Source organism: Chromobacterium alkanivorans (assembly GCF_016937655.1).
Classification (GTDB): Bacteria; Pseudomonadota; Gammaproteobacteria; order Burkholderiales; family Chromobacteriaceae; genus Chromobacterium; species Chromobacterium alkanivorans.
In genome coordinates this window covers 72164-91979 of record NZ_JAFHKL010000001.1, presented here as the reverse complement: position 1 = coordinate 91979, position 19816 = coordinate 72164, and the positions used below count along the sequence as shown (strand labels likewise).

Sequence of the window (19816 nt, the reverse complement as noted above, 5' to 3'; positions counted from 1 at the left end):
GAGAACGCCGATGCTGACTCTGGACTCTCTTAGCAACGCCGCCGCGCCCAGCTTCGAACAGCCGCTGGAAATGCTGCAAGCCTGTCACGACAAGATTCGCCGCTTCTGCGAGCAACTGGATCAACTGCCCTCCTACATCGAGCAGCACGGCGTCAACGAGGCCGCCCGCAACACGATAGACGGCGTGGTCCGCTATTTCGACCTGGCCGGCCCCGCCCATCACAGCGACGAGGAAGACGAGCTGTTTCCGCTGATTCTGGAACGGGTGCCCACCGCCGCCTCGCGGCTGGAGCAACTGAGCGCGGAACACGGTTATCTGCATTCCTGCTGGAACGCGATCCGCGACGATCTGCTGGCGCTGCGCGACGGCAAGATCAGCAGCATCAGCCGCAATGAGCTGGAGGAGTTCGCGCGCCAGTACCGCGAGCACGCCGCCGCCGAGGAAAGCTGGCTGTTTCCCACCGCCGCCTCGACCATCAGCGCCGAGGAGATGAGCGCCGCCGGGCAGCGCATGGCGGCGCGCCGGATGCAGCAGGCGGCCTGAACGGCTGCCGCCCTCGAATCGCAAACGCAAAAAAAGGCTGACCTCGATGGTCAGCCTTTTTGTCTTTCCGCGCTCAGGCGGTCAGTTTCAACAACTGCTCGAACGCGTCTTCGAACAGCTTCAGGCCGTCCTGTTGCAGCTTCTCGCCGGCCGCCGCCAGGTCCACGCCGGCGGCGCCCACCGCGTGCAGCAGGGTCTGCGCGTCGTCCATGCCTTCCGGCAGCGTCAACGCGGCCTGGCCGTGGTCGCGGAAGGCCGCCAGCGTGCCGTCCGGCACGGTGTTGACGGTTTCGTCGCCGATCAGGCTTTCCACGTAGAGCACGTCGGAGTAGGCCACGTTCTTGGTGCCGGTGGACGCCCACAGCAGGTATTGCGGACGCGCGCCGGCGGCTTTCAAGGCGGCGAACTCGGCGCCGTGGAAGCGTTCGCGGTAACGGGCGTAAGCGGCCTTGGACAAGGCGATGGCCACCTTGCCCTGATGGGCGGCCGCCACTTGCGGGTCCAGCAGGCTGTCGACGCGGGACAGGAAGAAGCTGGCCACCGCCTTGACGCCGGACACGTCCTTGCCGTCGGCGTGACGAGCGGACAGGCCGGCGATGTAGGCGTCCCACACCGCTTCCACTTGCGGCAGCGAGAACAGCAGGGTGATGTTGACGTTGACGCCTTCGCGGGTCAGCGTCTGGAAGGCGCGGATGCCGGCGGCGGTGGCCGGGATCTTGATCATGGCGTTGGGACGGGCGATTTCCGCCCACAACCGGCGCGCCGCGGCCAGGGTGCCGGCCTCGTCGTTGGACAGCTCCGGCGACACTTCCAGGCTGACGTAGCCGTCGTTGCCCTGGCTGGCGTCGTATTGGCCGCGCAGCAGATCGCAAGCGGCCTGGATGTCCGGCACCACCAGCGCTTCGTAGCGCGCCTCGGCCGACAAGCCGGCGTCCGCTTTCAGACGGGCCAGGTCGGCCTGGTAGCTGGCGTCGCCGCTGATCGCCTTGTAGAAGATCGCCGGGTTGGAGGTCACGCCGGCGATGCCGTCGTCGGCCAGCAGGCGCGCCAGTTCGCCGGAGGCGATCAGTTCGCGGGAAAGATTGTCCAGCCAGATGCGCTGGCCGAACGGGCGGATGGATTGCAGTCGATTCATGGTGGAACGATCCAGAATAAAGTCGGGACGGGCCCGGCGTCGCCGAGCCGGCCGGTGGCTGCCGCGCCGGAGTCGACGGGCTAAAACAAACATCCTAACCCGCCTGAACCGGCGCGCCAAGAGCGCCCGGCTCAAGCTTGCAACAATACGCCGCAATGAGCGCCGCGACGCGGCGCTCAGGCGGCCTGAGAGCCGCTGCGGCGGTCGCGCGGGAACACCGCGGAGAACACGCTGCCCTTGTCCGGTTCGCTGCGGATCTCCAGCCGGGCGTGGTGGCGCGCCAGCACGTGCTTGACGATGGCGAGGCCGAGACCGGTGCCGCCGCTGCCGCGCGAACGGCCGCGGTCCACCCGGTAGAAGCGCTCAGTCAGCCGCGGGATGTGCTCGCGCGGGATGCCGATGCCGGTGTCCGCCACCGAGAAGCGCAACTGCTCGCCCTCCTCCTTCCAGCTCAGGGTGATGCAGCCGCCCTCCGGCGTGTAGCGCACCGCGTTGGACACCAGATTGCCGAAGGCCGAATGCAGCTCCTGCGGGCTGCCCCACAGCCAGGCGTCGCTGTGCCGGTCCAGCTTGACCTGATGGCGGCCGTGGGACAGGCCTTCGGCCTCCACCATCAGCGTGTCCAGCATGTCCTGCATGTCTACGCGCTCCGACACCGTCGCCTTGGGACTGTTCTCCAGCTTGGACAGGGTCAGCAGGTCCTCGACCAAGCTCTGCATGCGTCGCGACTGCTCCATCATCATCGGCAGGAACTGGCGGAAGGTGGCGTCGTCCACCTGCGGCATGTCCCCCAGCGTCTCCAGAAAACCGCCCACCACGGTCAGCGGCGTGCGCAGCTCGTGCGAGACGTTGGCGACGAAATCCTTGTGCACGGTCTGCACCCGTTCCAGCTGGGTGATGTCGCGGGTCAGCAGCAGCTTGCGGGTGGAATCGAAGGGCACCATCTGCAGCGAGATCACCAGCTCGCGCGGCTGCACGAAGTTGAGCACCAGCGGCTGGCTGAAGCGCGCCTCGTTCATATAGGCGTGAAAGGCCGGCTGGCGAATCAGGTTGAGGATCTGGTTGCCGACGTCGCGCTTGCGGTCCAGGCCCAGGTGCTCCACCGCCGTCGGGTTGATCCATTCGATGCGGTCGTGCTCGTCCAGCACCACCACCCCGTCCGGCATCGCCTCGCCGGCGTTGATGAAGCGCTCCAACGCGTGGGTGAGCTTCTTCTGGCTCTGGCTCTGGGTGCGGGTGGTGCGGTACAGCGTCATGAAGATGGTGTGCCAGACGCCGAAGCCGTCCGGCACCCGCTCCGGCGTGGGGCGCTGCAGCCAGCGCAGCAGCAGCGCCACATGGTAGAGATTGAAGGCCAGCCAGCCGCCCAGGCAGATGGCCACCGCGATCAGTCCGTCTTCCGCCGACGATCCCAGCCAGAAGCCGAGGCCGATGACGGCGGTCGCCAGCAGCGAGGCCAGCGTGCGTTTCAGAAATTCAGGCATCAGGCCTCACTGCTGGGTGGAGAAGCGGTAACCGGTGCCGCGCACGGTCTGGATCAGGGTGTCGTGGCCGGTGCCTTCCAGCGCGCTGCGCAGCCGGCGGATGTGCACGTCCACGGTGCGCTCCTCCACGAACACATGATCGCCCCACACTTGGTCCAGCAACTGGGAGCGCGAATGCACGCGCTCGGGATGGGTCATGAAGAAGTGCAGCAGGCGGAATTCGGTGGGGCCCAGATCGATGACGCCGCCGTTGCCGGTGACGCGGTGGGTGACCGGGTCCAGCCGCAGGCCTTGCACGTCCACCGCGTCGTCGGTCATCTGCGGCGCGCGGCGGCGCAGCACCGCCTTGATGCGCGCCAGCAACTCGCGCGGCGAGAAGGGCTTGGTGATGTAGTCGTCGGCGCCGGTTTCCAGGCCGGTGATCTTGTCCTGCTCGTCCGAGCGCGCGGTCAGCATGATGATGGGCACATGGCGGGTGCGCTCGTCGGCGCGCAGCCGTTTGGCGATGTCCACGCCGCTGGCGCCCGGCAGCATCCAGTCCAGCAGCACCAGGTCCGGCAGCGCGTTGCGCACCAGCGTCAGCGCCGCTTCGGCGGTGCTGGCCCGCAGCACGTGGTGGCCGGCCTGCGCCAGGTTGAAGGCAATCAGCTCCTGGATTGCCGGTTCGTCTTCAACAAGCAAGATATTGGCTGGCATGGTTGATCCATTCCCGTTTGAGTGTGTGGCAAGGATAAAAACGGGTGATTACAAAAATATGACATTTCGTCAAACTTTCCCACTTTGGCGCAGATTATTTCAACGCGCCAGCCGTAGACGCCTCGGCAGCCCAAAAAAAAACGGGCCTGTTGCTGTGAACAGGCCCGGAATGGTCGTCGTCAATACAGATTTGATCTGACTAGAGACCAGGGACAAAGAGATCACCAGGACAGTTTCAAATGAGAGTGCTTTGGGACAATTCTCATACGCAACGGATCTGGACAGGCGGGCCGCGGGACAGTGCGGCCAACCCTGATACGGCCAGCATTTTACGTAGCAAACAGGCGTTTTGATCAGATGGTTGATTGGATTTTCAGCCATTCCGCCTTTTTTTATAAGTTTGTTTCGTCATATTTCCTTATAATCGAAACATGGATAAATTTGATAGAAAAATCATCGCCGCGCTGCACGAAAACGCCCGCATCAGCTTCGCGGAACTGGCCCGGCGAGTGAATCTGTCGCCGCCGGCGGTGGCGGATCGAGTGGGCAAACTGGAGCGCGGCGGCGTGATCACCGGCTACCGCGCCACCATCGATCCCAACAAGGTGGGCATGCCGATCTGCTGCATGATAGAGCTGACGGTCAAGCACCTGGAGTACTTCGCGGTGATAGAGGAGATCCGCACCATGCCGGAGATCATCGAATGCATGTCGGTGACCGGCACCAGCGGGCTGATGATGAAGGTGGTGGTGGACAATATGCCCACGCTGCAGGCGCTGATCGCGCGGCTGATGCAGTTCGGCGACACCAAGACCTCGATCGTGATCGAGGTGCCGGTGCCGCCGCGGCTGCCGGATTTGCAGCAGGACGACTAAGCGCCTGTGTCCAAATGGCGACAACGCCCCGTCGCCGTCAAAACACCCCATCCATCTGATTTTCAATGGTTTTACCAAACGACGCCGCGCCTGACAGCCTGCCTTGGCTGGCGGTCAATTTCGCACAGCGAAACTTAATTTCGAAATAATCCCAGCCCCCCGCGCCAGTGCTTACAGTGGGCCATCGCATTCTCACCGAACGGGTGGCGGCCTGCCAGCCACCCGCAAGCGAAGGGGACGCCATGAAGCCCAACCCTCCCGACTGGCCGCTGCTGACGCCAAGCGTGGCCGACGATCACGACAAGCGGCAATTCGTCACCGCCTTGGCCCGCGGCCTGGAACTGCTGCGCTGCTTCACTCCCGACGGCAAACAACTGGGCAATCAGGAACTGGCGCGCCTGACCGGCCTGCCGCGCCCCACCGTGACGCGGCTGACCCATACGCTGACCCAGCTGGGCTATCTGCGCTGCAACGCCGCCTCCGGCAAATATCAACTGGACATCGGCGTGCTGGCCTTTGGCTACGCGCTGCTCAGCAATCTGTCGATCTGCAATGCCGCGCAAACCCGGATGACGGAACTGGCGCGCCTGACGCGGGCCTCGGTGGCGATTGGCGCCCGCGACCGCCTGAGCATGGTCTATCTCGATGTCGCGCACAGCGAAACCCACCTCACCATGCGCCGCCAGATCGGCTCGCGCATTCCACTGCACAGCACCGCCATGGGCAAGGCCTGTCTGGCGGCGATGCCGGAGCCGGAACGGGCCTTTGTGCTGGACCACATCGGCCAGCGTTTCCGCGACGACTGGTCCGCCATCCGCCTATCGCTGGAGCAGGCCTTCCGCGACCACGCCGAACGCGGCTTCTGCCTGTCCCTGGGGGAATGGCAGCGCGACGTCAATTCCGTCGGCGTGCCAATGCGCCATCCCAGCCATGGCCTGATCGTGTTCAGCTGTGGCGGCCCCGGCTTTCAGCTCAAGCCACGGCAGCTGGAGGAGGACATCGGGCCTCGGCTGGTGGACATGGTGCGCAATCTGGAGGCGGTGTGCTAAGACCCGCTAACAAAACCCCTGATCCTGAGTTGCGCCTCCTTGTCGTACTACGGGTACTGCCTGCGTCGGCGCGCCTTGGTTCAGGTTCTCTGCGTGGTTTTGTTAGCGGTTCTAAGCGCCATCGGCCTCGGCCCCGGCCCCCTCACTCACTAGGAGTCAATGATGATTCGAGACCAAGACACCCTGGACAGCCTGCTGGAGGCCATCCGGCGCTTCGTCAGCCAGGCGCTGCTGCCCAATGAGCGGCTGGTGGCCGCGACCGACCAGATTCCGGAACCGCTGATCCAGCAGATGCGCGAGCTGGGACTGTTCGGCCTGTGCATTCCCGAGAACTACGGCGGCCTGGGCCTGAGCACGGAGGAGGAAGTGCTGGTCGCCTTCGAACTGGGCCGTACCTCGCCGGCCTTCCGCTCGCGCATCGGCACCAATAACGGCATCGGCTCCCAGGGTCTGATCCTGCACGGCAGCCCGGAACAGAAGCAGCGCTATCTGCCGCGGCTGGCCTCCGGCGAACTGATCGGCGCCTTCTGCCTGACCGAGCCCGACTCCGGCTCAGACGCCGCCGCCTTGAAAACCAGCGCCCGCCGCGACGGCGACCACTACGTGCTCAACGGCAGCAAGCGCTTCATCACCAATGCGCCGCAAGCGGGGCTGTTCACCGTGCTGGCCCGCACCGATCCGGCGCGCGCCGGCGCCGCCGGCGTATCCGCATTTCTGGTGGAGCGGGAAACTCCCGGACTCAGCCTGGGCCGGCCGGACCGGAAAATGGGCCAGCAGGGCTCGCAAACCTGCGACGTGATCTTCGACAACTGTCGGGTGCCGGCCAGCCAGTTGCTGGGCGGTGAGGAAGGCATAGGCTTCAAGATTGCGATGCGGGTGCTGGACAAGGGCCGCCTGCACCTGGCCGCGGTCTGCGTCGCCACCGCCGAACGCATGCTGGCGGACGCGCTGGACTATGCCTTGAACCGCCGCCAGTTTGGCCAGCCGATTGCCGAATTTCAATTGATCCAGGCGATGCTGGCCGACAGCCAGGCTGAAATCTACGCCGCGCGCTGCATGGTGCTGGACGCCGCCCGCCGCCGCGACGCCGGCGGCGACATCGCCACCGAGGCCGCCTGCGCCAAGCTGTTCGCCTCCGAGATGTGCGGCCGCGTTGCCGACCGCGCGGTGCAGATCCATGGCGGCGCCGGCTATGTCGACGACTACGCGATAGAGCGCTTCTACCGCGACGTGCGGCTGTTCCGCATCTATGAAGGCACCAGCCAGATCCAGCAGCTGGTGATTGCCCGCAATATGATACGGGCCGGGAGCATGGCATGCTGAGCCCCGCTCCCCCCGCGCAGGAACGCATCGACGACATTCTGCGCCGGCGGCTGGCCGCCTACAAATGCCCCAGCGCCATCCACCCGCTGCCGGCTTCCGCCACCGGCAAAATCCTCAAGGCCAAGCTGCGCGGCCTGGTCCATGAATAAGGAGTCTCGCCATGCGCCCGCGACAATCCGCCCTGCTGTTCACCGCCGCCCTGCTCCTGTTCTCCGCCGACAGCGGCGCGGCCGAGTTCCTGGTTGGCGTGCCCTTGTCGCTCAGCGGCAATCTGGCGCGCGTGGGCGGCGAAACCGGACGCGGCATCGAAACCGCCGCCGCCCTGTTCAACCAGGCTCAAAACCGGCACCAGATCAAGCTGCTGATCCAGGACGACGAATCCTCGCCGGCCAAGGCGGTGGCCGCGGTCGAACGAATGGCCAGCCAGGGCGCGCTGGCCATCACCGGCGGCTACAGCACCAATATCATCAGCCCCGCCGCGGACAGCGCCAACAAGCTGGGCCTGGTCTACCTGACCACCGGCAGCGCCACGCTGAGCGCCAGCCAGCGCGGCCTGAAGACCTTTTTCCGGCTGAACGACAACAAGGGCTACATTGTGGCGCTGAGCCATCTGCTGGCCGAACTCAAGGTCGCCTCCGCCGCCATCATCCACTCCACCAAGGATGCCAATCTGGAGCTGGCCGAAGGCATCCGCCGGCGCAACCCTGAGGTCCGGATCTCCATGCATCCCTTCGACCCCAGCCTCAAGGACTTCAAGCCGCTGGTCAACAAGGTGCGGCTGCGGGATAGGCCCGACGTCATCGTGATGGTGGGTTATGAAAACGACTATGTCGGCATTCTGCGCGCCGCCCGGCTGCTGAGGCCGCCGGTCAAGGCCATGATAGGCGCCTGGGGCATCGCGGCGCCGAAAATGGCCGTCGACTTCCCCGAACTGGTCAACAATGTGCTGGGCACCACCATGCTGCCCTATCCGGTCAGCTTCAGTTCGGAGGAGGGTAATCTCTTCGCCGCCGCCTACCGCGCCCGCTACCGGCGCGACCCGGACTATCTCAGCGAGCTTGGCTATGTGCAAGGCCAGATCCTGTTCGAGGCCATCGCCCGCGCCGCCGACAAGGGCAGCCTGCGGCAGCCGGGCGGACTCGTGGCCGAGCTGCGCGCCACCCGGCGCGACACGCTGATCGGCCCGGTCAGCTTCGACGCCAACGGCGACAACCCCAACTTCACCCAATACATCGGCCAGCATCAGGGCAATGGCCGCGTGGAGCTGGTTTCGCCGCGACAAAAGGCGACCGGCAAATTGAATCTCCCCGCCGTGCCCTGGTAAGGAAGCCTGATGTCCCATCCCGCGCTCGCCCCACTGCTGCCGCCCGACAACGGTTTTCGCTCCCTGCTGGGTTTTCGCGTGCTCAGTTGGGGGGACGGCCGCGCCTCCATCGAGCTGGAAATCGGCCCGCAACACTTGAACGCCGCCGGCGTGCTGCATGGCGGCGTCTACGCCGCGCTGCTGGACGCGGCCTGCGGACTGTGCGGCACCTGGCGGCCGCTGGGCGAAACGCCGCGCGCCTGCGTCACCTTGTCGCTGACCACCAGCTTCACCCGCCAGATCAGCGCCGGCCGCATCCGCGCCGTGGCCACCCGACGCAGCCAGGGGCGGCGCATCTACCACGCCAGCGCGGAAGTGCTGGACGAGCAGCAGCGGCTGCTGGCCTTCGGCGAAGCCTGCCTGCGCTATCGCGGCGCGCCGGAATGAAATCAGGCCATGGTTCCGGAGAACCATGGCCTGATCGGTGCAACAGCCGGCGGACTTACTTGGCAGCCTGCCAGGCCACCGCGGTGTCTATCATGCGGTTGGAGAAGCCCCACTCATTGTCGTACCAGGCCAGCACTTTGACTTCGCGGCCGCCGATGACGCGGGTCAGCGTGGCGTCGAAGGTGCTGGACGCCGGGTTGTGCAGGAAGTCGCAGGACACCAGCGGCAGGGTGTTGACGCCGAGCACGCCCTTGAGCGGGCCTTTGGCGGCGTCGCTGATCAGCTGGTTCACTTCTTCCTTGGTGGTGTCGCGGCCGGCGGTGAAGGTCAGGTCCACCAGCGAGACGTTGCTCACCGGCACGCGCACGGCGAAGCCGTCCAGCTTGCCTTTCAGCTGCGGCAGCACCAGACCCACCGCGGCGGCGGCGCCGGTCTTGGTCGGGATCATGGACACTGCGGCGGAACGGGCGCGACGCAGATCCTTGTGATCGGTGTCCAGCAGCACTTGGTCGTTGGTGTAGGCGTGCACCGTGGTCATCAGGCCGCGCTCGATGCCGATGCTGTCGATCAGCGGCTGCACCATCGGGGCCAGACAGTTGGTGGTGCAGGAGGCGTTGGAGACGATGGTCATCGCGCTGCTCAGCTGCTGGTGGTTGACGCCGTAAACCACGGTGGCGTCCACGCCTTCGCCGCCCGGAGCGGAGATCAGCACTTTTTTGGCGCCGGCCTGCAGATGAGCGCCGGCTTTTTCGCGAGTGGTGAACAAGCCGGTGCATTCCATCACCACGTCCACGTTCAATTCTTTCCACGGCAGCTCGGCCGGGTTGCGGATGGCCAGCAGTTTGATCTTCTTGCCGTTGACCACCAGGTGATCGCCGTCCAGCGCCACGGAAGCGGCGAACGGACCGTGCACGCTGTCGTAACGGGTCAGGTGTTCATGCAGCTCCGGCGAGGCCAGATCGTTGATGGCGACAATCTCGATGTCCTGATCGGCATAGCGCTCTTGCCATGCACGCACAATCATGCGGCCGATGCGGCCGTAACCATTGATAGCAACTCGCAACGTCATGATGCATCCTCCAAGTTGAAATGGCGCAAGGTCATCTTCCCGTGCCCTGCGCCACCACTGTCCGCCTGATTCGGCTTGTAATCAACTCGCTACATAAGTAGTGGGCGAATTACCAACATCGGCAGTGCGGAAATTCCGTCCAAGCTTGCCGTGCGTCAAATTCCGCCGGCCGATGTGGCGTCGAACAGCGTCTCAGCCCTGCAGCGCGGCGGCGTAATCGCCGGCGTCGCTATTCAATACTATATGCAATAGCGTGCCGGAGAAGGCGGTGACGCCGCTGGCGCCCAGCAGTTGCAAAGCCGCCTGGTCCACCAAGGCCGCGTCGGCCACTTCCACCCGCAGCCGGCTGCCGGCCACGGCGTCCACCTTGCGCACATTGGCTGCGCCGCCCAGCGCCGTCAGCCAGCGTTCGCGGTCTATGCCCACTACCTCGCCCAAGGCTTGCGCCGGCGCGGCGGCGGCCGGCGCGACAGCGGCGTCAGGGTTGCCCAGCGCGACGCGGATTTCGTCGGCGATCAGGTCCGCCTCCGGCCCCAGCACCACTTGCACGCTGCCGGCGGCCGGCTTGATCAGGCCGCGCGAGCCCAGCGCCTTCAGCGCGGCTTCGTCCACCTTGTCGTTGCTGGCCACTTGCAGGCGCAGACGGGTGGTGCAGGCGTCCACGGACTTCAGGTTGGCGGCGCCGCCCAACGCGGCGATGAAGGCGCGCGCGCGCTCGCTGCCGGCGGCCACCGCCGCCACGGCCACCATCGCGTCTTCGCGGCCCGGGGTCTTCAGGTCGAACTTCTTGATGAAGAACACGAACAGCACGTAGTAGAGCGCGAAGTAGCCGATGCCCACCGGGACCAGCAGCAGCGGCTTGGTGGACAGGCCGAAGTTCAGCGCGTAGTCGAACAGGCCGGCGGAGAAGCCGAAGCCCAGCTTGATGTTGAGCGCGTGCATCAAGGCCATGGCCAGACCGGTCAGCACGGCGTGGATGGCGTACAGCGCCGGGGCCAGGAACATGAAGGCGAATTCCACCGGCTCGGTGACGCCGGTCAGCATCGCGGTCAGCGCCATCGAGAACAGCAGGCCGCCGACGGCTTGCTTGTTCTCGGGCTTGGCGGTGCGGTACATCGCCAGGCAGGCGGCCGGCAGGCCGAACATCATCACCGGGAAGAAGCCGGACATGAACATGCCGGCCGTCTTGTCGCCGGCGAAGAAGCGGGTCAGATCGCCGTGCACCACCTTGCCGGCGGCGGAGGCGAAATCGCCCACCTGGAACCAGACGATGGTGTTGAGGATGTGGTGCAGGCCGGTGACGATGAGCACGCGGTTGAGCACGCCGTAGACGAAGACGCCGATTTCCCCGGCGCCGATCAGCCAGCGGCCGACGCTGTCGATGCCGATCTGCACCGGCATCCAGACATAGCCCAGCACCGCGCCCAACACCAGCATGGAGAAGCCGGTGACGATGGGCACGAAGCGCTTGCCGCCGAAGAAGGCCAGATAGCTGGGCAGCTTGATGTCCTTGTAGCGGTTGTACAGCGCGCCGGCCACCAGGCCGGACAGGATGCCGGACAGCACCCCCATATTGAGCTTCTCGTCTATCACCTTGAGCACCGCGGTGATCACCAGATAGCCGATGGCGCCGGCCAGGCCGGAGGTGCCGTTGTTGTCCTTGGCGAATCCCACCGCCACGCCGATGGCGAAGATCAGCGCCAGGTTGCCGAAGATGGCGTCGCCGGCCTGAGCCATCATTTTGATGTTGAGCAGGTCCGGCTGGCCCAGGCGCAGCAGCAAGCCCGCCACGGGCAGAACGGCGATCGGCAGCATCAGGGCGCGGCCCAGCTGCTGAATGCCAGCGAATTTATTGTCAGAGGTACTCACGTCTCGTCTCCCAGTGTATGGACGCCGATGGGGGCATGGCGCTCCAGGCTGCTACCTTCTTGTGTGTCGGTACCGCTCGCTGCCGCGTGTCCCCGCGGCATGCGATTACTTCAGGATCCGGCGCGGCTTTGCGCGCCGGACCGGTTCAGCTCTCCGGCCACCATGCGGCGGCCTGCGCGCGCACCGCGGCGGCGGAGTCCAGCGTCAGCAACTGCTCGGCGCGTTTGCGGCAAGCCTGCTGATCCAGCGTTCTCACCCTGGCCTTGATCTCCGGCACCAGGCCGGGACTGACCGACAGTTCGGCGACGCCGAGGCCGACCAGCACCGACGCGGCCAGCGGGTCCGAGGCCAGCGCGCCGCATACGCCCACCCATTTGCCGTGCTGGCTGGCGCCGGCCACCGTGCGTTCGATCAGCCGCAGCAGCGCCGGATGCATCGCGTCCAGGCTGGCGGCCAGCGAGGCGTTGCAACGGTCCATCGCCAGCGTGTATTGAGTCAGGTCGTTGGTGCCGATGGACAGGAAATCCGCCTCGGCGGCCAGTTGGTCGGCCAGCAGCGCCGCGGACGGCACTTCCACCATCACGCCCAGCTGCGGCCGCTCGCTCAGCCCCATGTCCGCGGCCAAAGCGTCGATGCGCCGGCGCAGGCGCCGCAGTTCGCCCAGATCGGCGATCATGGGCACCAGGACGCGCAGCAAGGACAGCGGGCGCAGCATCAGCAACGCGCGCAGTTGTTCGTCCAGCATCTCCGGGTGGGCGAAGCCGGTGCGGATGCCGCGCAGGCCCAGCGCCGGGTTCGGTTCCGGCGGCAGGGTCAGATAGGGCACTTCCTTGTCGCCGCCCACGTCCAGCGTGCGAATGATGGCGACGCGGCCCTGCAACTCGTCCAGCACCGCCTGGTAGGCGTTGGCCTGTTCGTAGCGGTCCGGCGCGTCGCGGCGATCGATGAACAGGAATTCGGTGCGCAGCAGGCCGACGCTGTCGGCGCCGTGGCGCACCGCTTCGCGCGCGTCCTCTTCGTTGGCGATGTTGGCGGCCACTTCGACGCGCACGCCGTCCAGCGTCACCGCTGCGCCGTCGGCGTCGGCGCGCATGTCGGCGCGGCGGCGCTCGCGTTCGGCCATGGTCTGCCGCGCGGAGGCCAGCGCGGCGGCGCTCGGCGCCGGATCGCAAGCGCCTTGGCTCGCGTCCAGCAGCACTTCGCTGCCGGCGTCCAGCCGCAACACTTGCGGCCCGCAGGCCACCAGCGCCGGAATGCCGAGCGCGCGCGCCAGAATGGCCACGTGGCCGGTGGCGCCGCCGGCGGCGGACAGGATGCCGGCCACCCGCTCGCGCGGCAGCCGGGTCAGTTCGGAAGGCGCCAGGTCTTCGGCCACCAGGATGGAGGCCGGATACAGCTCGGGCTCGCTCTGAGCGTCGCCCAGCAGCGCTTTCAGCACCTGGCGCTCGATGTCTTTGAGATCGGCCACCCGCTCGGCCAGCAAGGGACTGCCCAGGCCGGACAGCACGCGGCACTGCGCGCGCACCGCCTGGCGGAAGGCGTGGCCGGCGCTGTGGCCGGCGGCGATGTCCCGCTCCGCCGCGTCCCGCAACTCCGGATCGTCCACCAAGGCCAGGTGAGCGGCGAAGATGTCGCTCTGCGAGGTCTGGCCGCGGCGCAGCGCCTCGTCGATGGCGGCGGCGATGCCGGCGCTGACCTCGGCCAGCGCGCGGCGCAGCTGTTCGCGCTCGCTGTCGGCGTTGACCGCGAACTCGGCCACCTGCGGCTCGAAGGCGTCTAGGCGCACCACCTGGCCGATGGCCAGGCCCGGCGCCGCGCACACGCCGCCTATCCAGCCGGCCGGCAGCGCGCGCGCCGGCGCGCCGGCCAAGGGCGCGGACGCGCCGTGGCCGGATTCGGTGCGGGTCTGCAGCGCGGCGATCACCGCGGCGGCGGCGGCCGCGGCGTCCTCGCCCTGCGCCAACACCGCCACATCGTCGTCCTCGGACACGCCCAGCCCCATCAAAGCCACCACGCTGCGGGCGTTGGCGGCCTGGCCCTTGAATTCCACTCGCACGCTGGCGCGATATTGCCGCGCCGCGTTCTGCACCAGCGCCGCCGGCCGCGCGTGCAGGCCACCGGCGTGACGCACCGTGGCCTGACCACGGCTTTCCGCGCCGCTTGCGCTTGGGCCCTCGTCGGCGGCAGCGCCGCCGGACAGCGTCAGAAACACGCTGCGGCCGGCCTGCTGCATGCCGGTCGCCCGCTGCTCCAGCGCATAAGCCTCGCCGTTGGCGATCACCACCATGGTCAGCAACGACGGCGCGCGCCGCGCCACCGCGTCCAGGTCCACTTCGATCAGCGGCTGGCCCTGGCGCACCGCGTCGCCGGCCTTGATCAGCGGCTTGAAGCCCTCGCCGTCCAGCTTGACGGTGTCGATGCCGATGTGGATCAGCACTTCCGCGCCGTTGGCCGCGCGCAGAGTCAGGGCGTGGCCGGTGCGCGCCAGTTGCGCCACCTCGCCGTCACAGGGCGCCAACAGGGTGCCGGACAGCGGCTCGATCGCCAGACCGTCGCCCATCATTAAGCCGGCGAATACCGGATCGGGCGCGCGGCTCAGCGGCACGGTCGGCCCGTCAAACGGGGCCAGGAGTTCGAGCGTAGCGGACATGGGGACGTCTCCATTCTTATATGTCGTCTCCGCGGCCGGCGCGGGTTCCGCTGGGCGCCGTTCGCGGCGCGCCCCGATTCGCATCGCAGATCGGGGCGCGGTTTCAAGCGTTGCCGGACTCAGCGCGTGCAGGTCACCTTGGACAGATGACGCGGCACATCCGGATTCAGGCCGCGCGCTTCGGACAGGCGCGCCGCCATCAGGTAGAAGCTCTGGATCGCCAGCAGCGGGTCCAGCGCCTCGTCGTCGGCCAGCGCCAGGGTCAGGTCGCGGCTGGGCACCGTTTCCGGCGCCGCCAGCAGCACCTTGGCGCCGCGGCCGCGCATTTCCTCGGCCAGCTCGATCAAGCCCTGCTGCTCCGGACCGCGCGGCGCGAAGATCAGCAGCGGATAGCCGTCGTCGATCAAGGCCATCGGACCGTGCTTGATTTCGGCGCCGGAGAAGGCCTCGGCCTGGATCGCGCAGGTTTCCTTGAATTTGAGCGCGGCTTCCAGCGCCACGGCGAAGCCCAGGCCGCGGCCCACCACCATGATGCGTTCGGCGTCGCGCAAGGCGTCCACCGCCAGGCTCCAGTCCTGGCGCGTGGCTTCGGTCAGCCGCTGCGGCAGATTGGCCAGCGCGGCCAGCAGCGCGTCGTCCGCCTGCCAGTGGGCGACCAGGCGCGCCACCGCGGACAGCGAGGTAATGTAACTCTTGGTGGCGGCCACGCTTTTTTCGTCGCCGGCGCACAAGGGCACCACCCATTCGCAGGCGGCGGCCAGCGGCGATTGATGCTTGTTGACCAGCGCCGCGGTGCGCGCGCCGGCGGCGCCCAGCGCCTTCATGGTGTCGATCAGGTCCGGGCTCTGGCCGGACTGGGACAGGGCCACCGCCAGCTGGCCCTTCACCGCCAGCGGCGCTCGGTGCAGCGTCACCAGCGACATCGGCAGCGACACCACCGGCACGCCCAGCCGCTGCATCGCCAGATAGGCGAAGTAGTTGGCGGCGTGATCGGAACTGCCGCGGGCCACGGTCAGCGCCAGGCTGGGGCGCTCCACCGCCAGCGCGCGTCCCAACGCGGCCAGCGCTTCATCGGCGTACATGTGTTGCGCGGCCACCGCTTCGGCGGCGTACAGCGCTTCTTCAAGCATCAACGAGGCCAATTTTTTCTCCCTCTACATAGACTTGCTGCAAATTCAAATCCGCGTCCATCGCGACGATGTCGGCCCAGGCGCCGACGGCGAGCCGGCCGCGGTCGGCCAGCCCCAGGTAGTCGGCCGGATAGAGCGACAGCCGGTTCGACGCGTCTGCCAGCGGCAGGCCGATGGACACCAGGTTGCGCAGCGCCTGATCCATGGTCAGGGTGCTGCCGGCCAGGGTGCCGTCGGCCAGGCGCACGCCACCCATGCATTTGGTCACCGAGTGCGAACCCAGCTTGTATTCGCCGTCCGGCATGCCGGCGGCGGCGGTGGAGTCGGTAACGCAGTACAGGCGCGGAATCGAGCGCAGGGCGGCGCGGATCGCGCCCGGGTGGACGTGGAGCAGATCCGGGATCAGTTCGGCGTATTCGGCGTGCGCCAGCGCCGCGCCCACCATGCCGGGCGCGCGGTGGTGCAGGCCGCTCATCGCGTTGAACAGATGGGTGAAGCCGGACGCGCCCTGCTCCAGCGCCTGCACGCCGTCTTCGTAGCTGCCCAGGGTGTGGCCCAGCTGCACCTTGACGCCCTGCTCAGCCAGCTGGCGGATGATGTCCATGTGGCCGGCGATTTCCGGCGCCAGCGTGATCAGCGACACCGGCGCCAGCGAACGGTACCAGTCCACTTGCTCCATCACCGCGCGGCAGGCGTCGTCGGGCTGGGCGCCCAGCTTGCCGGGGTTGATGTAGGGGCCTTCCAGATGCACGCCCAGGATGCGGGCGCCGCCGGGCTGGCGTTCGCGACAGGAGGGACCGAGCGCGCGCAGCACCTGCTCGATGTCGATCGGCGGCGCGGTCATGGTGGTGGCCAGCAAGGAGGTGGTGCCGAAGCGGGCGTGCAGCTTGGCCACGCGCTCGGCGGCGCGGCCGCCCTCCATGATGTCCACGCCGCCGCCGCCGTGGACGTGCAGGTCGATGAAGCCGGGCAGCAGATAGCGCTCCACCGCTCGCCCGGAGGCCAAACGCGCGTCTATGGCCTCGATGCGGCCGTCGGCGGCCAGTTTCAATTCGCCGTCCATCCAGCCGGATTCGGTCAGGATGCGTCCTTGCAGCACTCGGTGTTGGGTCATCGTCTCAGTTCGGCAACAAAATCGTAGTAGTCGTTACGGCAATAGGTATCGGTCAATTCAATCGCGATGTTCTCGGCGTTGAAGCCGATGCGGGTAATCAGCAGCATCGCCTCGCCGGGGCGGATGCCGGCCAGCGTGGCGATGTCGCCGGAGGCGTTCACCGCGCGGATATGCTGCAGCGCGCGCACCACCGAATGGCCGTTGGCGTCCAGGTGGGCGTACAGCGAAGTGCCCACCTGTTGCGGCTCCGGCAGATAAGCCACCGGCAAGGTGGTCATCTCGATCGCCATCACCACCCCGTCGGCCAGACGCTGGCGCTTCAGCCGCGATACCTGCGAGGTGGGCGACAGCCCCAGCTTGATCACTTCTTCATTGCTGGGCGCGAACACGCCGCGCTCCAGCCACACCGACGACGGCACGAAACCGCGTTGGCGCAATTGTTCGGTAAAGCCGGTCAACCGCGACAGCGGCTGCTCCAGCCGCGGCGTGATGAAGGTGCCCGAGCCTTGGCGCCGGCGTATCAGGCCCTGCTCCAGCAGCACGTCCATCGCCTTGCGCGCGGTGACGCGCGAAATGCCCAGTTCTTCGGAAAACGTCCGCTCCGACGGCAGCGCCTCGTCCGCCTGCCACCAACCGGCGTTGATGGCGTCGGCCAGTTTCCGCGACAGCTGCAGATACAGCGGCGTGGTCAGGGTTTCATCCGGTTTCAATGCAAGCCAGCGATTTTCCATGGGTTGTCTGCAAGTGGTCTGAAAACCCCAGTGTATAACCTGTCTCCCCGGCTGGCATCTTCCGCGCCGACGCGCGTCGATTCCGGCCTTCCGGCTTACCGCGAACGTTAATACCACATTAATACCACGTCAATACCATTTTATTTGCGCGCATTATTGGCGGCTTGCTGCATGGCAGCAAAACGACAAACGGATGATTTGGCAGGGGAAAATTTGGAATCGATCCACCGTGACCGGCGGGACAGGTCTGGGAATGAGCATTTTTTGCAAGAATCAAGCGGATACAAGACCACACAGTAAGTATGGCAATAGTACCTTTCGCCAAACTTACATTAAAAATAGCCGTCTCATTTTAAATCATATGTCATTCATATGATGATTGGACTGCCCGGCGCACTGCTGGGCACTTGCATACCACTCGTAGCTCAAAGGAGTCAGAATGAAACCACAACTGCGCCTTCCCGCCGCTCTCGCCCTGGCCTGCCTCAGCGCGCCGCTCTGGGCCCACGGCACCATGGAAGTGCCCATCAACCGCACCTACAACTGCTTCAAGGAGGGCGCGGAATCGCCGAAATCCGCCGCTTGCCAGGAAGCCCGTCGCGTAGGCGGCACCCAGGCCATGTACGACTGGAACGGCATCAATCAGAACCCGCAGGGCGACAATCACGCGGCGGTGGTGCCGGACGGCAAGCTGTGCGCCGGCGGCCAGGACAAGTTCAAGGGCTTCAACCTGGGACGCACCGATTGGCCGAAAACCAAGCTGGTGCCGGACGCCAACGGCAACTACGAGTTCGTCTACCACGCCACCGCGCCGCACTCGACCAAGTACTTCAAGTTCTACGTCACCAAGAACGGCTGGGATCAGACCAAGCCGCTGAAGTGGTCCGACCTGGATCCGCAACCGTTCCACACCGTCACCGGCAACCCGCCGCTGGACGCCAACAAGCGCTACCACATGGTGGCCAAGCTGCCGACCGGCAAGAGCGGCCCGCACATCATCTTCAATGTCTGGAAACGAGCGGACAGCGAGGAAGCGTTCTACTCGTGCTCCGACGTCGTCTTCGGCGACGGCACCAACCCGCCGGAACCCCCGCCGGTAACCAATCCGTGGAAAGAAGTCGGCAAGGTGACCGCCTATGAAAACCTGCCGAACAACAGCACCGCCACCCTGCGCGTCTTCGACGCCGGCGGCCGCGACGCGGAAACCATCCCGGTCACGCTGGACGCCGTCAGCGGCCAGATGGCCAACTGGCCGTACGAGCTGGGCGTGAAGGTGAACGCCACCTCCAAAGCGATCCGCATCGGCGTGATGAGCCAGAAACAACGCACGGTGACCATCACTCCGGAGCGCAGCGCCACCGCCAACCGCGTGTACCTGAACGACAGCTACAAGGGCTACACCTACCAGATCGACCTGAAGAAAGGCGACGGCGGCATCAATCCGCCGCCGGTGGGCGACACCTGGAAAGAAGGCCTGTCCTACACCGCCGGCCAGATCGTCAGCTATCAGGGCAAGAAGTACCGCTGCCTGCAGCCGCACACCGCCTGGGCCGGCGCGGGCTGGACCCCGTCCACCCAACCCGCCTTGTGGGCGCCGGTTTAAGCCTCTCGCCCCGCTCTCGGCGCGCGGACTAAACGTCTGAGGCGCTGAACCGCCGGCCTTCTCCTTCCGGGAAGGCCGGCCTCCTCCCACTCCTCCTGCCGCAGGCTCCCGCCTTGGACGGCGGCCACGCCGTGCCCGCGACGCAGGCGGGACGACTGCCGCGCGTCGCCTGCCGGGATTCGCAAGAAAGTCGATTCCGATGGAAACCTCGACCCGAAGCTATCCGCCCCTCGCCGCCTGGCTGCACTGGATTTGCGCAGCCGTGATCCTGTGGGCGATGCTCAGCGGCTTCGCCCTCGCCTCCGGCGCGCTGCCGCCCGCCGTCGCCGCGGCGATTCCGCCGTTCAACGTTGCGCTGACCACCCTGTTGATGCCGGTCTTCCTGCTGCGCATCGTCTACCGCACCAGCTTCCGCATGCCGCCGCCGGCCGGCATTACCCCTGCCAAGCACCGACTGGCGCGCCGCGCGCATGCGCTGCTCTATCTGCTGACCTGTTCATCGCTGGTCAGCGGCTGGCTGATGATGGAACGGCCGGTCGACCTGTTTGGCCTGATCACGCTGCCGCCCAGCCTGGAACCAGGCGCGGCCACCCGCGCGCTGGCCAAGCTGCACTTCGCCAGCAACGTTGCGCTGGCCCTGCTGCTGACCGGCCACATCGGCGCGGTGATCCAGCACCAACGCCAGGGACGCCGCCTGCTGCGGCGCATGTTGCCGCTGACGGGCTAAGAAGCTGTTCAAAGTCTGCTGCGCTTCAGCGATACGGCGTTAAAAACAAGCTCAAAATGCTCATGTA

At 66.6% G+C, this 19816-nt stretch carries 18 protein-coding genes; 9 read left to right on the top strand and 9 right to left on the bottom strand.

Translation table 11 applies throughout. The features are described from left to right. The first annotated feature begins 10 nt into the window (after positions 1–10). Positions 11–544, top strand: a complete 534-nt coding sequence (locus JW897_RS00415) for a hemerythrin domain-containing protein (protein WP_205464824.1) — start codon at positions 11–13, stop codon at positions 542–544. A gap of 73 nt (positions 545–617) precedes the next feature. On the opposite strand, the gene tal is transcribed toward JW897_RS00415, so the two are convergent. The 3 genes from tal to phoB form a co-directional block, all read right to left on the bottom strand. Next, positions 618–1679, bottom strand: coding sequence for a transaldolase (gene tal, locus JW897_RS00410; protein ID WP_205464823.1), 1062 nt, complete (start codon positions 1677–1679; stop codon positions 618–620). A 176-nt stretch (positions 1680–1855) separates the two neighbouring features. Then, a complete protein-coding gene (gene phoR, locus JW897_RS00405; RefSeq protein ID WP_048412958.1) occupies positions 1856–3163 on the bottom strand; it encodes a phosphate regulon sensor histidine kinase PhoR in 1308 nt (435 codons plus the stop codon). A gap of 6 nt (positions 3164–3169) precedes the next feature. Next, entirely contained in the window at positions 3170–3859 is a 690-nt protein-coding gene (gene phoB / locus JW897_RS00400) for a phosphate regulon transcriptional regulator PhoB (protein ID WP_048412957.1), read from the bottom strand. Positions 3860–4290: 431 nt separating this feature from the next. On the opposite strand from phoB, the gene JW897_RS00395 reads away from it, so the two are divergent. From JW897_RS00395 to JW897_RS00370, 6 genes are all read left to right on the top strand, one after another. Then, positions 4291–4734, top strand: coding sequence for an Lrp/AsnC family transcriptional regulator (locus JW897_RS00395; protein ID WP_048412956.1), 444 nt, complete (start codon positions 4291–4293; stop codon positions 4732–4734). Between the two features lie 242 nt (positions 4735–4976). Next, positions 4977–5783, top strand: a complete 807-nt coding sequence (locus JW897_RS00390) for an IclR family transcriptional regulator (protein ID WP_205464822.1) — start codon at positions 4977–4979, stop codon at positions 5781–5783. A 162-nt stretch (positions 5784–5945) separates the two neighbouring features. Next, positions 5946–7106, top strand: a complete 1161-nt coding sequence (locus tag JW897_RS00385) for an acyl-CoA dehydrogenase family protein (RefSeq protein WP_048412954.1) — start codon at positions 5946–5948, stop codon at positions 7104–7106. Continuing rightward, positions 7100–7255, top strand: a complete 156-nt coding sequence (locus JW897_RS00380; protein WP_156187766.1) for a hypothetical protein — start codon at positions 7100–7102, stop codon at positions 7253–7255. Before JW897_RS00385 ends, JW897_RS00380 begins: the two co-directional genes overlap by 7 nt. A gap of 11 nt (positions 7256–7266) precedes the next feature. After that, complete coding sequence (locus tag JW897_RS00375) at positions 7267–8430, top strand: ABC transporter substrate-binding protein (RefSeq protein ID WP_048412953.1); 1164 nt, start codon at positions 7267–7269, stop codon at positions 8428–8430. A gap of 9 nt (positions 8431–8439) precedes the next feature. Then, entirely contained in the window at positions 8440–8856 is a 417-nt protein-coding gene (locus JW897_RS00370; RefSeq protein WP_205464821.1) for a PaaI family thioesterase, read from the top strand. A gap of 55 nt (positions 8857–8911) precedes the next feature. Here the strand turns inward: JW897_RS00370 and gap are convergent, their stop codons facing one another. The 6 genes from gap to JW897_RS00340 form a co-directional block, all read right to left on the bottom strand. Then, positions 8912–9925: a type I glyceraldehyde-3-phosphate dehydrogenase gene (gap, locus tag JW897_RS00365; RefSeq protein ID WP_048412951.1), complete on the bottom strand. Its 1014-nt coding sequence runs from the start codon at positions 9923–9925 to the stop codon at positions 8912–8914. A 192-nt stretch (positions 9926–10117) separates the two neighbouring features. Beyond that, positions 10118–11794 (bottom strand): N-acetylglucosamine-specific PTS transporter subunit IIBC, encoded by a 1677-nt coding sequence (gene nagE / locus JW897_RS00360; RefSeq protein WP_338030540.1) that lies wholly within the window; start codon positions 11792–11794, stop codon positions 10118–10120. A 145-nt stretch (positions 11795–11939) separates the two neighbouring features. Further along, the gene (gene ptsP / locus JW897_RS00355; RefSeq protein ID WP_205464820.1) at positions 11940–14444 is read right to left on the bottom strand and encodes a phosphoenolpyruvate--protein phosphotransferase; all 2505 of its coding nucleotides are present in this window, start codon (positions 14442–14444) and stop codon (positions 11940–11942) included. 119 nt (positions 14445–14563) lie between these two features. Further along, positions 14564–15574, bottom strand: a complete 1011-nt coding sequence (locus JW897_RS00350; RefSeq protein ID WP_048412949.1) for an SIS domain-containing protein — start codon at positions 15572–15574, stop codon at positions 14564–14566. Then, on the bottom strand, positions 15567–16688 hold the full coding sequence (nagA, locus tag JW897_RS00345; RefSeq protein ID WP_156187765.1) for an N-acetylglucosamine-6-phosphate deacetylase: 1122 nt from the start codon (positions 16686–16688) through the stop codon (positions 15567–15569). Before nagA ends, JW897_RS00350 begins: the two co-directional genes overlap by 8 nt. Next, positions 16685–17419, bottom strand: a complete 735-nt coding sequence (locus JW897_RS00340) for a GntR family transcriptional regulator (RefSeq protein WP_048407974.1) — start codon at positions 17417–17419, stop codon at positions 16685–16687. Before JW897_RS00340 ends, nagA begins: the two co-directional genes overlap by 4 nt. A gap of 439 nt (positions 17420–17858) precedes the next feature. On the opposite strand from JW897_RS00340, the gene JW897_RS00335 reads away from it, so the two are divergent. Together JW897_RS00335 and JW897_RS00330 are read left to right on the top strand one after the other, a co-directional pair. Further along, entirely contained in the window at positions 17859–19022 is a 1164-nt protein-coding gene (locus JW897_RS00335) for a lytic polysaccharide monooxygenase (protein ID WP_048412948.1), read from the top strand. Positions 19023–19221: 199 nt separating this feature from the next. Next, on the top strand, positions 19222–19749 hold the full coding sequence (locus tag JW897_RS00330) for a cytochrome b (RefSeq protein WP_205464819.1): 528 nt from the start codon (positions 19222–19224) through the stop codon (positions 19747–19749). The last annotated feature ends 67 nt before the right edge of the window (positions 19750–19816 follow it).

Coding starts and splice junctions, on each gene's coding strand:
- JW897_RS00415 (WP_205464824.1), top strand. CDS start 11: ATGCTGACTCTGGACTCTCTTAGCAACGCCGCCGCGCCCAGCTTCGAA.
- tal (WP_205464823.1), bottom strand. CDS start 1,679: ATGAATCGACTGCAATCCATCCGCCCGTTCGGCCAGCGCATCTGGCTG.
- phoR (WP_048412958.1), bottom strand. CDS start 3,163: ATGCCTGAATTTCTGAAACGCACGCTGGCCTCGCTGCTGGCGACCGCC.
- phoB (WP_048412957.1), bottom strand. CDS start 3,859: ATGCCAGCCAATATCTTGCTTGTTGAAGACGAACCGGCAATCCAGGAG.
- JW897_RS00395 (WP_048412956.1), top strand. CDS start 4,291: ATGGATAAATTTGATAGAAAAATCATCGCCGCGCTGCACGAAAACGCC.
- JW897_RS00390 (WP_205464822.1), top strand. CDS start 4,977: ATGAAGCCCAACCCTCCCGACTGGCCGCTGCTGACGCCAAGCGTGGCC.
- JW897_RS00385 (WP_048412954.1), top strand. CDS start 5,946: ATGATTCGAGACCAAGACACCCTGGACAGCCTGCTGGAGGCCATCCGG.
- JW897_RS00380 (WP_156187766.1), top strand. CDS start 7,100: ATGCTGAGCCCCGCTCCCCCCGCGCAGGAACGCATCGACGACATTCTG.
- JW897_RS00375 (WP_048412953.1), top strand. CDS start 7,267: ATGCGCCCGCGACAATCCGCCCTGCTGTTCACCGCCGCCCTGCTCCTG.
- JW897_RS00370 (WP_205464821.1), top strand. CDS start 8,440: ATGTCCCATCCCGCGCTCGCCCCACTGCTGCCGCCCGACAACGGTTTT.
- gap (WP_048412951.1), bottom strand. CDS start 9,925: ATGACGTTGCGAGTTGCTATCAATGGTTACGGCCGCATCGGCCGCATG.
- ptsP (WP_205464820.1), bottom strand. CDS start 14,444: ATGTCCGCTACGCTCGAACTCCTGGCCCCGTTTGACGGGCCGACCGTG.
- JW897_RS00350 (WP_048412949.1), bottom strand. CDS start 15,574: ATGCTTGAAGAAGCGCTGTACGCCGCCGAAGCGGTGGCCGCGCAACAC.
- nagA (WP_156187765.1), bottom strand. CDS start 16,688: ATGACCCAACACCGAGTGCTGCAAGGACGCATCCTGACCGAATCCGGC.
- JW897_RS00340 (WP_048407974.1), bottom strand. CDS start 17,419: ATGGAAAATCGCTGGCTTGCATTGAAACCGGATGAAACCCTGACCACG.
- JW897_RS00335 (WP_048412948.1), top strand. CDS start 17,859: ATGAAACCACAACTGCGCCTTCCCGCCGCTCTCGCCCTGGCCTGCCTC.
- JW897_RS00330 (WP_205464819.1), top strand. CDS start 19,222: ATGGAAACCTCGACCCGAAGCTATCCGCCCCTCGCCGCCTGGCTGCAC.